16 protein-coding genes and 1 other annotated feature are annotated in these 15,024 nt (G+C 40.0%); of the genes, 1 reads left to right on the top strand and 15 read right to left on the bottom strand.

The window, feature by feature from the left end; genetic code table 11:
• The 4 genes from RYM16_RS08310 to infC form a co-directional block, all read right to left on the bottom strand.
• On the bottom strand, positions 1-375 hold a 375-nt coding region (locus tag RYM16_RS08310), incomplete at its 3' end, for a hypothetical protein (RefSeq protein WP_314983302.1).
• A 122-nt stretch (positions 376-497) separates the two neighbouring features.
• Positions 498-848, bottom strand: a complete 351-nt coding sequence (gene rplT, locus RYM16_RS08305; protein ID WP_005376311.1) for a 50S ribosomal protein L20 — start codon at positions 846-848, stop codon at positions 498-500.
• A 47-nt stretch (positions 849-895) separates the two neighbouring features.
• The gene (gene rpmI / locus RYM16_RS08300; protein WP_004696338.1) at positions 896-1,093 is read right to left on the bottom strand and encodes a 50S ribosomal protein L35; all 198 of its coding nucleotides are present in this window, start codon (positions 1,091-1,093) and stop codon (positions 896-898) included.
• Between the two features lie 21 nt (positions 1,094-1,114).
• The gene (gene infC / locus RYM16_RS08295; protein WP_296004565.1) at positions 1,115-1,633 is read right to left on the bottom strand and encodes a translation initiation factor IF-3; all 519 of its coding nucleotides are present in this window, start codon (positions 1,631-1,633) and stop codon (positions 1,115-1,117) included.
• A gap of 457 nt (positions 1,634-2,090) precedes the next feature.
• On the opposite strand from infC, the gene RYM16_RS08290 reads away from it, so the two are divergent.
• On the top strand, positions 2,091-3,617 hold the full coding sequence (locus RYM16_RS08290; RefSeq protein WP_314983303.1) for a DASS family sodium-coupled anion symporter: 1,527 nt from the start codon (positions 2,091-2,093) through the stop codon (positions 3,615-3,617).
• Between the two features lie 77 nt (positions 3,618-3,694).
• Here the strand turns inward: RYM16_RS08290 and RYM16_RS08285 are convergent, their stop codons facing one another.
• From RYM16_RS08285 to RYM16_RS08235, 11 genes are all read right to left on the bottom strand, one after another.
• Positions 3,695-4,900 (bottom strand): MFS transporter, encoded by a 1,206-nt coding sequence (locus tag RYM16_RS08285; RefSeq protein ID WP_314983301.1) that lies wholly within the window; start codon positions 4,898-4,900, stop codon positions 3,695-3,697.
• 254 nt (positions 4,901-5,154) lie between these two features.
• Complete coding sequence (gene thrS / locus RYM16_RS08280; protein WP_314983300.1) at positions 5,155-7,065, bottom strand: threonine--tRNA ligase; 1,911 nt, start codon at positions 7,063-7,065, stop codon at positions 5,155-5,157.
• A 72-nt stretch (positions 7,066-7,137) separates the two neighbouring features.
• Positions 7,138-7,369: a binding site (T-box leader), on the bottom strand.
• Positions 7,370-7,617: 248 nt separating this feature from the next.
• Complete coding sequence (locus RYM16_RS08275; RefSeq protein ID WP_314983299.1) at positions 7,618-8,607, bottom strand: hypothetical protein; 990 nt, start codon at positions 8,605-8,607, stop codon at positions 7,618-7,620.
• A 116-nt stretch (positions 8,608-8,723) separates the two neighbouring features.
• Entirely contained in the window at positions 8,724-8,999 is a 276-nt protein-coding gene (locus RYM16_RS08270) for a DUF4911 domain-containing protein (protein ID WP_314983298.1), read from the bottom strand.
• Between the two features lie 2 nt (positions 9,000-9,001).
• A complete protein-coding gene (locus RYM16_RS08265) occupies positions 9,002-10,243 on the bottom strand; it encodes a U32 family peptidase (RefSeq protein ID WP_314983297.1) in 1,242 nt (413 codons plus the stop codon).
• The gene (locus tag RYM16_RS08260) at positions 10,243-10,851 is read right to left on the bottom strand and encodes an O-methyltransferase (RefSeq protein WP_105098738.1); all 609 of its coding nucleotides are present in this window, start codon (positions 10,849-10,851) and stop codon (positions 10,243-10,245) included. The genes RYM16_RS08265 and RYM16_RS08260 overlap by 1 nt, the downstream gene beginning before the upstream one ends.
• Before the next feature lie 23 nt (positions 10,852-10,874).
• Complete coding sequence (gene mltG, locus RYM16_RS08255; RefSeq protein ID WP_314983296.1) at positions 10,875-12,314, bottom strand: endolytic transglycosylase MltG; 1,440 nt, start codon at positions 12,312-12,314, stop codon at positions 10,875-10,877.
• A 249-nt stretch (positions 12,315-12,563) separates the two neighbouring features.
• Positions 12,564-12,860 carry a DUF1292 domain-containing protein gene (locus RYM16_RS08250; RefSeq protein ID WP_009351240.1) on the bottom strand — a complete coding sequence of 99 codons (297 nt, stop codon included), beginning with the start codon at positions 12,858-12,860 and terminating at the stop codon, positions 12,564-12,566.
• A 27-nt stretch (positions 12,861-12,887) separates the two neighbouring features.
• Entirely contained in the window at positions 12,888-13,307 is a 420-nt protein-coding gene (gene ruvX, locus RYM16_RS08245; RefSeq protein WP_005386119.1) for a Holliday junction resolvase RuvX, read from the bottom strand.
• Positions 13,307-13,567, bottom strand: a complete 261-nt coding sequence (locus tag RYM16_RS08240) for an IreB family regulatory phosphoprotein (protein ID WP_009351224.1) — start codon at positions 13,565-13,567, stop codon at positions 13,307-13,309. The genes ruvX and RYM16_RS08240 overlap by 1 nt, the downstream gene beginning before the upstream one ends.
• 155 nt (positions 13,568-13,722) lie before the next feature.
• A partial coding sequence (locus tag RYM16_RS08235; protein WP_314983295.1) for a DHHA1 domain-containing protein occupies positions 13,723-15,024 on the bottom strand: 1,302 nt, incomplete at its 5' end.

The raw sequence follows: 15,024 nt of genomic DNA, 5'->3' as shown, positions 1-15,024 counted from the left end.
ATCTAATACAAAGGGATCCTCTGTAATAGACAGTTTATAGGTGCCTGGTACCGCATCAAAGGTATATAGTTCCATTCTGGATTGAGTAATACCATTCACCCGTGCACGCATAATAGATAAAGTTAAAGGAATGGCCCTTCCCGTCTTTTCATCAACTATATTGAATCCAAATTCACCGACAGGTGCCTTTGTAAACATTTTTCCACTAAGCCATAGGCCATACGTACCTGCTCGCTCTAGGGTAAAGGTTCCTTCTTTGTTTACGTAGGGCATTTCATATAACATTTTAGCTCTACCAAAGCGAAGCGTATTTTTAATACCTAAATAGAACAAACAAAGTCCTAAGGGAATCAATAGATAAAATAATTGTTCCATTGCCTGCGCCTCCTCTATGCACCCGCTTTTACACAACACGATATGTATTTTCAATATATCATACTTTCACCATACAAAAAAGGACCCTCCAAAGAGAGTCCTTAATATGTATTGTTATGCTATTAAGCGTTTTTAGCTACTTCAACAAGTTTAGCGAATGCTGCTGCATCGTTAACTGCCAAGTCAGCCAACATTTTACGGTTAACTTCAACGCCTGCTTTAGTCAAACCAGCGATAAAACGGCTGTAAGTTGTGCCATTGATGCGAGCCGCTGCGTTGATACGAGCGATCCACAATTGACGGAATTCGCGTTTTTTCGCACGACGGTCACGACGAGCGTAGTACAACGCTTTCATTACTGTTTCGTTAGCTTTTTTGAACAAGCGGGAACGTGTACCGCGGTAACCTTTAGCTAATTTTAAAATCTTTTTATGACGTGCATGAGCTGTAACGCCCTTTTTCACTCTTGCCATTGTATATTCCTCCTAAATTACGATGTTATCGATCTAATAGTTAACGATTAAGCGTATGGTAAGCATTTAGCTACGCGTTTGTGGTCAGCTTTTGCAACCAATGTAGCTTTACGTAAATTACGTTTACGAGCTGGAGATTTTTTCTCAAGAATGTGGCTTTTGAAAGCTTTTGCACGCTTGAATTCACCAGTACCAGTTACTGCGAAACGTTTAGCCGCTGCGCGACGAGTTTTAATTTTTGGCATAATTATAATCCTCCCAAAACATTATTTACTTACTAAAATCATGGTCATGTTACGACCTTCTAATTTAGCTGCTTTTTCAATAGACGCTGTTTCTTTGAGTTCTTCAGCGAAACGTGTCAACACTGCCATGCCTAGTTCTGGATGTGAAAGTTCACGACCGCGGAACATGATAGTTACTTTTACTTTGTTACCTTCACCCAAGAACTTGGATGCGTTTTTCATTTTTACGTAAAAGTCATGGTCTTCAATATGTGGACGTAACTTAACTTCTTTTAAAGTTACGATTTTTTGTTTCTTTTTCGCTTCTTTCTCACGTTTTTGTTGTTCGTAACGATATTTACCGTAGTTCATAATACGAGCTACCGGTGGTTTAGCGTTAGGTGCAATTTCCACAAGATCAAGATGCTTTTCTTCAGCCAATGCCAATGCCTCACGGGCAGACATAATGCCAATTTGTTCGTTTTCAGGACCTACGACACGAAGTTCACGAGCACGAATCTCTTCATTAATGCGTGGTGTATCCTTGCTAATAGCGTTCACCTCCAAGAGAATAAAAAAAACGGACGGCAAACACCATCCGAATAGAATTCTCTATATTAACCTCATACTTCATGGTATTAGGTGAGTGGCGGATGGCCTCTGCTTCATAAATTACTTAATTATAATAACAAATCGACTAGTGAAAGTCAACAACAATCTTGTAACTTTCACAATTAATTTATTATTACAACTCTTATAGTATAACAAAGATTATATACTCTGTATATAGGTATCCTTACTGATATCTATTCCATTTATGTATACAATATTTTTACACTATAGTTATTAATTCTATAGAAAAATGCGATACAATAAAATATATAACCTATTCAACATGATTGTCTATTCAACCTAATTACCTATACTGCCTAATTACCTATTCTACCTATTTGGGTATTTTATAGAAATTGGTATTACCTATTTTGAAAGGAGTTTTATTATGAACAAACCTAATAGCATGGCCCCGCCTAGTGTAGCAAATGCTACGGCCCCTCTAACAGCCAATAGTGCGATTCCACCAAAAGATCGTACTACAGTACAAAATATTGGTCTTATTCTTGCTTTTATTGTTCTTGGTGGCATTTTATTATTACCAACACCGGAAACATTATCTACAGGTGGTCATCGCATGATTGGCGTCCTCTCTTTTGCCATTATTTTATGGATGACGTCAGCTGTATCGTATCCTGTAAGTGCCACCATGATTACAGCCCTCACAGCTTTACTCTTAGGCTTCGCTCCAAATCCTGAAGCTCCAGCCAAAGCTATGGGTACAGCCAACGCCTTAAAGCTTATCATTTCAGGTTATTCTTCGCCTGCCATGATTCTCGTAGGCGCAGCTATGTTTATTTCCGTAGCCATGCGCAAGACAGGGCTAGATCGACGTATTGCTATGCTTGTCTTATCTAGTGTTGGCACTAAGGTAAGCCGCATCTATTTAGGTGTTATTATTACAGGCCTCATTCTCGCCTTCTTCGTACCAAGTGCAACGGCTCGTATTGCCTGCTTAGCACCGATCATTATCGGTATTGTTGAGAACTTAGGTATTGAACGTAAAAGCCGCGTAGCGGCACTCCTCATGGTAGGTGCCATACAGGCAGATACATTCTGGAACATCATGATTCAAACGGCAGCGGCTCAAAACCTTGTGGCTGTTGGCTTTATGCAAACACAAATGAAAAGTGCTGTAAGTTGGATTGACTGGCTCACTACAGCTGCTCCGTTCTCCATTATCATGGTTATTATTACATACTTCTTAACACAAGCTCTTATAAAACCAGAATTCAAAGAGCTCGTCGGTGGTGATGTACAGCTCGCAAAAATGCGTGAAGCAATTGGCCCTATGTCCTTTGATGAAAAGAAACTATTATGTATTTCTATCGCGTTATTAACATTATGGGCTACAGGTGGCAAGTTACATAATATCGACACTACAACATCTACAATTGTAGCCATCGCATTATTTTTCTTCCCTAAGATCGGTATTATGGACTGGAAATTTGCCCAACCAAATATCGACTGGGGTTCTATTGTAATGTTTGGTGCAGGCATTGGTCTTGGTGCAGTATTACTAAAAACAAAAGCCGCTACATGGCTTGCTCAAGTATTTGTGAATGCATTCTCCCTCGAAACAGCGAGCGTATTCATTTTAATTGCCGTAATGGCTGCATTCCTTATTGTTATCCATTTAGGCTTTGCCTCTGCTACAGCTCTATCCTCAGCGATGATTCCAATTGTAATCTCTATCGTTATGAGCCATAGCGCAGAAGGACTTAACCCTTTAGGAGTAACAATGCTCATGCAATATGCGATCTGCTTTGGTCTAGTATTACCAGTAAACTCGCCACAAGGCATGCTAGCTTACGGTACAGATACATTTGATGTAAAAACATTTATGACTACAGGTATTCCATTAACTATCATCGGCTATGTAATGATGCTCATATTCGCACTTACATACTGGCACTGGATTGGAATTGCTTAACATCAATAAACTAAAAAATCCTACAATTTCTGATTTCCAGAAATTGTAGGATTTTTAATTGTATTAGATTGCTTTTCCTATTCTAGTTCTTTACCTTTTAGTTCAGGAATCAAGAATACTGTTGCTAGGATGTCGATTACATAGATAATCGCAAGGAAGGCAATTGCCACTTGGTAGGAGTACATAGAGATAATCATACCCACTACCATTGGGCTAAATCCACCTACAGCACGACCGATATTAAATAATACGTTTTGAGCTGTTGCACGAGCACTTGTTGGGTACGCTTCTGCCATTAAAGCACCGTAGCCACCCATCATACCATTTACAGAGGCACCTAGAATAGCACCAGCAAATAGCATCGCTGTGGGATCAGATAATTGGGAGTAAACCAAAATAGAAGCTACTGCACATACTTGGAACAGGATAAATGTAGGTTTACGACCAAGTTTATCCGCTAATCGTCCAAATAGCCAAATACCAACCATCATGCCGCATACTGTAACGGCAGTCCATAAACCAGATTTAGTAAGAGAGAAACCTAATTGCTTACTCAAGAAGTTAGGTAACCAAATCATAATACCGTAGTAACCAAAGTTCTGTACGGATGTTAAGATAGCCACACCAATCGATGTTTTCGTAGTGGCTACGTCTTTCACAAGTAATTTAAAGGATTCCGTATGGGAATGTTCATTTACCTCTTTGCTTTGTACAAAGATTTCTGGTTCATGTAGTTTCGCACGGAAGAACCATGCCACAAAGGCAGGAATAATACCAACCATGAACATGCCGCGCCATCCGATGTAAGGAATCAATAACGGTGTTAATAGCGCAGCTGCCAATACGCCTAATTGCCAGCCAAGAGCAACATAGCTCGTCGCTTTTGCACGGTGTTTCGCAGGCCACGCTTCAGCAGCTAATGCCATGCCAATACCAAATTCACCGCCTAAGCCAATACCAGCAATTGTACGGTAAATAAGTAGGTCCCAATAGCCTTGAGCAAAGGCACAGAGTCCAGTAAATACAGCAAAGAGTACGATAGTCCACGTTAAGACGCGAACGCGACCAAACTTATCTGACAAAGTACCAAAGATAAAACCACCGATTACGGCACCTACTAAAGTCCATGTCACAAGTGAACCAGCTTGACCTGTAGTCAAACCTAAATCCCCTGATATCAAGGTTAGCATAAAACCTAAAATCAGGAGATCAAAACCATCCATGGCATAACCAATGGAAGAACCAATGACAGCTTTCCAGCCGTATGAATTTACATCTTTCATAGTTTTTTCCTTTCGCTACTCACAGGTAACAATTAAAGAGAATATAAGTAGACTTAATATTTGTACTAAGTTCACTAACATTAAATTATACAACTTAGTGAAAATTATGCAATATATATTTCTTAATCTTCTGAATTATTTAGTTGTCTAAAAACTTTATTTAGAGGAAAACAAAAAGGTAGAGTTTGGTTCACTTAGTGAGAACCAAACCCTACCTATTATAGAGTCATCAGAAATAACAAAGCCCTTTAAGGTTAGTTGCGTTCTTTAATTTCAATCTTGATGGAATTGAAGAATTCTTCGAATGGTACGGAACCTAATTCGTCACCGCCGTGTTTACGAACGTTAACTGTACCTTCTTCAACCTCTTTATCACCTACCACAAGCATGTATGGAACTTTTGCCATTTGAGCTTGGCGGATTTTGTAGCCGATTTTTTCGCTACGATCATCCACTTCTACACGTACATAGTCGCGATGCATTTGTTTTGCCAATTCTTTAGCATATTCAACATGTTTTTCAGAGATAGGCAAGATTTTAACTTGTACAGGAGCCATCCAAGTTGGGAATGCACCTGCATAGTGTTCAGTCAAGATACCGATGAAACGTTCCATGGAGCCGAAGCATGCACGGTGAATCATGATAGGGCGGTGTTTTTGACCATCTTCGCCAACGTAATCAATTTGGAAGCGTTCAGGCAAGTTCATATCCAATTGGATAGTACCACATTGCCATGTACGGCCTAAGGAGTCTTCGATATGGTAGTCAAGTTTAGGACCGTAGAATGCGCCATCGCCAGGGTTAATTACGTAAGGAATACCTTTGGCTTCGATAGCATTACGCAATGCTTCTGTTGCTGCTTCCCAAATTGCATCATCACCCATTGCATTGTCTGGTTTAGTAGACAATTCAACATGGTATTTCAAACCAAATTGGCTGTAAATCCGGTCGAATAATTCAATAACTTTCATCAATTCAGATTGCATTTGATCTGGCAACATGAATACGTGAGCATCGTCTTGAGTAAAGGCACGTACACGGAACAAACCATGTAATGCACCAGATAATTCATGACGGTGAACCAAACCAAGTTCAGCATAACGTAATGGGAAATCACGATAGGAATGCATGTCGTTTTGGTACACCAAGATACCACCTGGGCAGTTCATTGGTTTAATTGCATATTCTTCATCATCGATAATTGTAGTGTACATGTTTTCACGGTAATGGAACCAGTGACCAGATGTTTCCCACAATTGTTTATTCAAAATGATTGGCGTACGAATTTCTTCGTAATCAAATTCATGGTGAACTTCACGCCAGAAGTTTTCTAATTCGTTGCGAAGTGCCATACCTTTTGGTAAGAAGAATGGGAAACCAGGACCTTCTTCTTTAATAACGAACAAGCCAAGTTCTTTACCAAGTTTACGGTGGTCCCGTTTAGCCGCTTCTTCAAGCAAGTGAAGGTATGCATCAAGGTCTTCTTTTTTCTCAAATGCTGTACCGTAAATACGTTGCAACATTTTATTTTTTTCATCGCCGCGCCAGTATGCACCTGCAATGCTTTGTAATTTGAAAGCTTTCACCTTACCAGTGGATGCTACGTGAGGACCTGCACAAAGATCGATGAAATCGCCTTGAGAGTAGCAAGAGATTACTGCATCTTCTGGAAGGTCTTGAATCAATTCTACCTTGTAGTCTTCGTTTTTAGATTTGAAGAACTCAATAGCTTCTTGACGAGACATTACAGATTTAGTAATTGGCAAGTTTTCTTTTACAATACGGCTCATTTCCTTTTCGATTTTGCCTAAATCTTCAGGAGTCAAAGTATGTTCCATATCGATATCATAGTAAAAACCTTTATCGATAGCAGGACCGATAGCCAATTTAGCTTCAGGCCATAAGCGTTTAACCGCTTGTGCCAAAATATGAGAAGCTGTGTGGCGCAAAGTATGTTTACCGCCATCGTCTTCGAATGTTAAGAAAGCTACTTCAGAACCATCTACGAGTTCTTCACGAAGGTCTGTTAATTCACCGTTTACGTTAGCAGCTAGTACTTTTTTAGCCAAGCTGTTAGATAGTTGTTTTACTGCTTCCCCAAGAGTAGTGCCAGCAGCGTATTCCTTTGCACTACCATCAGGTAAAATGATTTTTACATCTGCCATTTTTCTTTCCTCCAATTTATACACTAGGATAGTTGGATTTTGGTAATAAAAAAAGACCCTCTATCCCTACAAACAAGGGACGAAGATCATTCGCGGTTCCACCCTAGTTAACTACCTATACAAATATATATGTATAGTAATTCACTTCATTAAGCCCGATAACGGTGGCGGCCGTATTTGCCTACTTAGGTTCGACAAATCAGTTTAAAGGGGGTAACTCTAATATATGTGTAAGGCATTTCCACCATCTGCCTCTCTCTGGTACACAGGGATATGAGAATCATGTCCTTTGCATCACTTTTACTAGATTATAGTATCATAGAGAATTAAAAAATTCAATACAGTTTAACTGTAAATTTCACAAAAGCTATAAATTAAAGAAACGCTTTCAAACACACCATATAAAAACGGCCCGATATAACTGATATGTACCCCCTTTACGGGTTGTCCATTAAAAGGGGTACATATGAAACTCGAGCCGTTTATTAAGATTATCATATATACGCTAACCAATGTAGCTGTACTACAGCTCACTGTACATGAGCTAGATTATTAGCGTTTGAAGTTTGTAGATAACATAGCACCAATTACTTTTTCCAATTTGCTATTGGAAAGGTCTGGGCCTTTGTAGAGTGTTAAGAGCACATCATTGGAGTTATCTTGTTTAGAAACCATCATAACACCGCTGCCACGAGCACCGTTATCATCGTAATCTTTCGCTACGATAACGAGGTTCAAGTAATGGTCCTTCATGTATGTGTACACTTTGCTAGTACGTGCAGAAGAGCCAATCATTTTCGCCATGCTCATACCACGGTTGAATACGATTGTATTTGCATTATGTGGATTTGCCGCTAATTGTTGTTTCTCCTCTTCATTGAGAGGCATAAGGTTTACCATGAGGGAGTCACCCATTTTACCACGGAACATAGCCGGCATTGTTTCCCGTACGTCTTCTGGAATAGCAGTATCAGCCGTCAATTTCAATTCCTTAGGTACAGTCATGTATAGAACGCCCTTGCTATTGCGACCTACCTCTGTTGTACTAAGGTCTACAGCGTTAAGCATAATGGAATCTTTAATGGTTGCTACTTGGTTTGCCAATGGCTTTTCAGGAACGCCACGGCTCGCTAATTGCACGTCGCCAGATTTAGTTTTTTTCAACGTTTCTACGTTCCAGTTAGCCCCTTTTTTGTCAGTATCGCTAGCCTCTGTGAAAGCATTCGCCCCATCTTTTGTGCCTACATATACGTAAGTTTGCGCTGGGATAATTGTATCTGGTGCACCAGATTTATTGAACGCTGCACCGTATACAACATTAGGAATCACAGTGGAGCCAATTTGTAGATTATTATTGGTTTGGCTTTCCACATCAAAATTGATATTCCCTGTGAAAGTCATATCAGGGCCATGATTGATAATAACCACATCCCCTGCTTGAGGAATGATGACAGGACCTACAGGGCCTGCCATAGCCACACCTGCCATAGATACACTAAGGCAAGCTGTTAATAATGCACGTTTCAAAATAGATTGTTTCATAGATATACTCTCATTTCTCTACTATTCATATACTTGGTTCTAGTTGTATGCCCTATTAGATGCTATAACAGACTTACATAGGTGCACACTAGATATAGATAAAACCAACAATATACTTAATTTTCGATAGTGACATAATCAGATAAACTACGTAATACGTCAATAGCCAATGACCGCGTAGAGGGCGTACAGCGCAACATGCACCGCCCACTTGTATCTACAGAGGTCATAACACCTAAGTATTCATAGCCTTCAATGATACGATTGATGAAGTTCGTATGTGTAGGATCTATATGAAAGTACACATACGCTTCCTCTCCGGAGGTTTCTAAGTCTGGTACATCTAGAAATGCACCGATAGATTTACTCGGTTCTAAAGCTGTACCACGCATAATTACTCCGCTTTAGGTTTGCACTCACGGCGCATCATGGAGTACGGCTCAAGTGGTGTATCCATATAGATACGAACCTTCATTTGCGCATGAGGTGCCACGTCGATAGAATTACCATCTTCGTCTGTCATTTTTTCAATTACAGTTTCTACAAGGTCCCCTTTAGGTTGGCAGAATTCTACTTTATCGCCTACTTTGAAGTTGTTCCGTTGTTCAAGATCAACGTATTTTTCTTCTTCGTTGTAGCCCATAACTAAGCCGATGAAGTCATGGCTTTGTGTGTTAGTAGATTTACCGTAGTTTTGAGCCGTTTCGTCAGGACGACCTTCTGCAAAGCCATCTGTATATGGACGGTGAGAAATTTTTTCTAATTCTGCAATCCATTCTGGACGAACGTACCAATCTTTACCTTCTTTAAGGTATGTATCAATCGCTGTACGGTATACTTTCGCTACTGTTGCACAGTAGTGAACAGATTTCATACGACCTTCAATTTTTAGGCTATCTACGCCAGCTTCGTATAAATCTGGAATGCGATGAATCAAGCACAAATCTTTAGAGTTAAAGATATATGTACCATGCTCATCTTCTTCAATTGGATAGTATTCACCAGGTCGGTTGGATTCCACAAGGGAGTATTTCCAACGGCAAGATTGAGAGCATTGACCGCGGTTCGCATCACGGTTGCCTGTCATGTAATTAGATAATAGGCAACGACCAGAGTAAGAAATACACATGGAGCCATGTACGAAGGATTCGATTTCAATGTCTACATTGTCCTTCATTTCTTTAAGGTCTGCCAAGGATACTTCACGAGCTGCTACGACGCGTGTAGCACCCAGTTCTTTCCACATTTGAACTGTATGCCAGTTTGTTGTAGATGCTTGTGTACTTACGTGAAGCTCAAGGCCTGGAGCCACGCGTTTAGCAAGGCTAAAAATGCCCATATCGGCAACGATGATTGCATCAACGCCGATACTTTCAAGGAATTTCAAATAGTCCTCTAAACCTTCAAAGTCCTCGTTGTGAGGAATGATATTACATGTAACATGGAGTTTTTTACCATGAGCATGTACGAATTCTACAGCCTCCTTTAATTCCTCGTCGGAGAAATTAGAGTTACCTGCGCGCAAGCCAAAACGTTTACCTGCGCAATATACGGCATCCGCACCATAGCGAATCGCCATTTTAAGCTTGTCCATATTCCCTGCAGGACAAAGCAATTCCATAAAATGTTCTGCCATTATTTGTTGTGCCCTTTCCACACACTCACACTCATGCCATCACCCATAGGGTAAATGGTGGTGTTAAACAATTCTTTATTTTCAACATATGTTAAGTATTCTTTTAACCGTTTTACGATAGTTTTGAACCGTTTTGGCGGCTCCTTATCGCCCCTCACATAGCCTCTAAAGAGTACATTGTCCGCTAGGATAACGCCTCCTTCTTTCACATGCGGCAAAATGAGCTCTAATTGCTTTAGATATTGCCCCTTAGGACCATCTAAGAACACTAGATCATATTCCCCAGTGAGTTCCGTTAAGACTTGAGATGCATCGCCTTTCAACAATGTAATTTTATCGGCATAATCGGATTGGTTAATATAATATTTCGCCATTTCGTGACGCACATCATCTAATTCAATAGATGTAATGTGTCCCTCCTCTTTATCGAGTAGCGGAGCCATCAATAAAGCTGAGTAACCAATGGCGGTGCCCACCTCTAACACAGAGGTGGGCCGGTACAAACCTATTAATTCTTCAAATAGATGAACCTCGGATTCACGTAAAATCGGTACATCATTAATCATCGCATAAATACGCTGTTCATTTAAAATATTATTTAATGTCATGAAAGTAGATTCAATCTCCTACATTATTTATTGCTATTACCAGTAGGCACGTTGATTGTAGAACGATCAACCGATTCAGCTGGTTTTACTTCAATACGCGGTACCTCTTGTGTACTTGGAGTTACATACGGAGTCGTTTCTGGTGCACGATTAGTAGTCGGTACATAAGTATTATTATTACTGCTATTACCATAAGATGGAGTAGCTGGTGTAACTTGAATTGATGTTTGATTTTGTGTTGGAGCAGGTACAGGAGCTGGAACCTCAGCTGCTGGAACAGTTGTTGGCGTGTATTTATACGTAGGTTCAACGTCAACATATTGAGAATCTGCTTCCACCGCTTCTGCAGAACTATAGTTGTAGTCAGGCTCTGTAGTTGCTACTGCTACGTCATAGTTAGGACCTGCTTGTGCGGCGATTTCTGTAGTAGCAGAAGGAGTCGCACTTGTTGCAGTATCAGCACCATAAATCTTATTAACTTCCGCTAAATGCTCTTCGTATGTTTTAGAGAAGTGATTATGACCTTCTTTATCTGCTACAAAGTACAAGTAATCTGTATTTTCAGAATGTAATACTGCGTCTAAAGATTTTTTACCAGGGTTAGCAATCGGTCCTGGTGGTAAGCCTTTAGATACATATGTATTATATGGACTTTGTAGTTGAGTATCACCAATTGTTACGTTTTCTTTTGCGTAACCAAGTACATAGGAAATGGTCGCATCAGATTGTAATGGAATACCATGAGCCAAACGCTTTTTAAACACACCCGCAATAGTAGGACGATCGGCATCAAATAGAGACTCACGTTCAACAATAGATGCTAATGTAACAAAGTCATGAATGCTCATGTGCTGCGCTTGAATTTGTTTCTTTACAGCCGGTGTAAGGTAACGATTCATTTCATCAGCCATCATCTGAATAACTTCACGAGGCGTAGCTCCTACAGGAATTTCATAAGTACTTGGGAACAAGAACCCTTCCACCGGATATGTAGCAGGTCTTGTACCTTTCATATATGGATATGGTACAAAGGTCTTTGCTTCTGCTAAGAAATCCTTTGCCTTCATGATTTGATTTTTTTCAAGAACGATTGCAATATCACCAACTGTGTATCCTTCAGGAATTGTAACACGAATAGATTCTACATGACCTTCTTGTAATAAAGAAATGAGTTCGCGCACAGTTACCTTATTAGGGATTTGGTAGTGCCCAGTTTGGAGTTTGTCATTAGTACCGCTCAAGTACAACCAAAGTTTAAAACCTTGGGTAGAACGGATAAGACCTCTTTCAAAGAGCATATCTGCAATTTCAGAGCCCGTTTGACCCTTTTCAATAACTAAAACTTGGGTACCATCATCTTGAGCGAAGGTATTAGGTATCAGGTATAGTGCACCAAGACCACCGCCAACAATCAATACACCAACAATAGCAAGAATTAGAATATATCTTAAGGCTTTTCTCACGACCTTGAGTTCCTTTCTGTAACATAACAGTATATATCACTTTATTATACCATAAACTCTATATTTCCCCTACACAAAAGGGTATTAATCACCTTGTTTCCCTCTGCTTATGTGATATATCAATTATAGTTTTTTGTCATGCTAATAATATGAATGAACACCTTAGTTTATAATTCAATACTAACTATCTCCAAACATAAAAATAGCGCATTGCTCTACGCAATACGCTAGATTTATGTTTAAAGACGATTATTCGTCTTCACCCATTTCTTCATACAATTTTACTAGAGTTTCAAAAACTTCATCTTCTTCATCTAAAGGTACGTATTCTTCTACGCCTTCTTCATTTTTTTCGATGCTAGCCAAGATCATGTATGTGTCATCTTGACCTTCGTGGTCTGCATCTTCGTCTTGTACATGTACAAGAACTGCATACTCACGACCTTCATGGTTTAGAACAACATCTTCTGTGAAGTATTGTTTATTGCCGTTTTCATCTTCGAATTCTAAATAATACACTTCACCTTCAAAGTTTTGGTCAACCATTGGAACCCTCCTTGTGGAAAAAAAGATTTATTTATTGAACTGCAAGCGATCTAAGTATCCTTGCAAAATTACAACCGCTGCCATTTTATCAATAACGGATTTACGCTTTTTACGACTTACGTCAGCTGCAATGAGTTGGCGTTCAGCCATAACCGTAGATAACCGCTCATCCCAATATGAAACAGGTAAATCGATGACTTCTTTCATCTTTTCAACGAATTCTTCAGTCTTTTCAGCTCGTTCACCTTTTGTACCATTCATATTCTTCGGCATACCTACTACAAGTTCATGTACTTCATATTCAGCAATGAGTTCTTGTAAGCGATTAAAATCTTTTTCAAGAGATGTTCTACGAATGGTTTCAATACCTTGTGCAGTCATGAGCAGTGCATCGCTACAGGCAATACCGATAGTACGGCTGCCCACGTCTAATGACATAATTCTCATTATAATTGTTTAGCCTTTGCGTATTCTTTCAACAATTCCTCAATCAAGTCATCTCGTTCTAAGCGACGAATATCAGAACGTGCATTATTATAACTAGTAATGTACGCTGGGTCACCAGAGATTAGATAACCTAAAATTTGATTGATTGGATTGTAACCTTTTTCTTGAATAGATTGATAAACACGAGTAAGCACCTCTTCTGCTGTCATCGGTTCATCGTCTACTTTACGGAATAGCATGGTTTCATCAGAAACTTTCATCGTATCCCTCCTTTTTATTACATTGGTGGGCTTCACTTGTAAAAGTGAAACCTCGCCTACTATTATACTTGAATCAAAGGTACATAGTCATTAACTTTTTATGCATTATGAATTTTTTCTATAACAGGTAGAAATATAATTATAAAATTATATGCCTATTGTAATATAGATGTTAATTCATCACCACCAGCTTTTAATGCTTGCATCAATTTAGCTGGTTCCTTACCGCCTGCTTGAGCCATATCTGGACGACCGCCGCCATTACCACCAGCTACTTGAGCCGCAGCTTTTACGATGTTACCAGCTTTTGCACCTTTAGCAACAACGTCTTTAGATACTTTACATACAAAGTTAACTTTATCGTCACCCATAGCAGCACCTACGAGGACTACGCCAGAGCCATTTAATTGATCAAGGCCCATATCCGCTAAGTCACGTAATTCATCGATAGAGGATGCTTTTACAGCAGCCGCTACAAATGCAACATCGCCAATCATGACTTTACCAGCAATGATATCCGCAGCACCTGCAGCAGAAACTTCTTTACGAATTTGTTCTAATTCTTTAGCAGTTTCTTTAGCTTCTGCCAACACTTGATGTAGACGTTCTTCTACTTGAGGTGCTTTAGTTTTAAGCTCGCCCGCCATGCGTTCGATGGTCAAACGATCTTGTTTAGCTACATCGAGAGCTGCACGACCAGTAATAGCTTCAATACGACGTACGCCGGAACCGATACCAGCTTCAGAAGTTAAACGGAAGGAGCCTACGAAGGCAGTATTACCTACGTGAGAACCGCCGCATAATTCAACGGAGAAGCCTGGAACCTCTACAACGCGAACAACGTCACCATATTTATCACCAAAGAGTGCCATCGCACCTTTTTCTTTTGCTTCGTCCATGGACATTTCAGCAATAGCAAGGTCAGTAGCTTTAAGTACCTCTTCATTTACGAGGGCTTCGATTTGATCAAGTTCCTCTTGTGTTACAGGAGAGAAATGAGTGAAGTCGAAACGCAAGTAATCTGGCGTTACTAAGGAGCCAGCTTGGTTAACATGGTCGCCTAAAATTTGTTTCAAAGCCGCATGTAACAAGTGAGTTGCTGTATGGTTACGAGCCATTGCAGATCGACGGTTTGTATCTACTTCAAGAGCTACATCATCCCCTTCAGAGATGGAGCCTTCTACAACAGTACCGATATGGTATACTGTGCCTTCAGGTAAGCGTTTTGTGTTATGAACCTCTACTTTACCCATTGGGCCCACGATGAAGCCTGTATCACCTAATTGACCGCCCCCTTCTGCATGGAATGGAGTTGTGCGTACGATAATCGTAATTTCATCACCGTCAGCAGCTGTTTGTAAACGCTCAGCACCTTTACCTACCATCAATACAGAAGATGCTTTAACAGACTCATCTTCAAGAAGTTCTTCGTCTTTTAAGAAAGTAATGTCTGGTGT

Source organism: uncultured Veillonella sp., from assembly GCF_963524655.1.
In the GTDB taxonomy this organism is placed as follows: Bacteria; Bacillota; Negativicutes; order Veillonellales; family Veillonellaceae; genus Veillonella.
The sequence above is the reverse complement of the archived record's forward strand: the minus strand, read 5'-3'. Positions and strand labels throughout refer to the sequence as shown.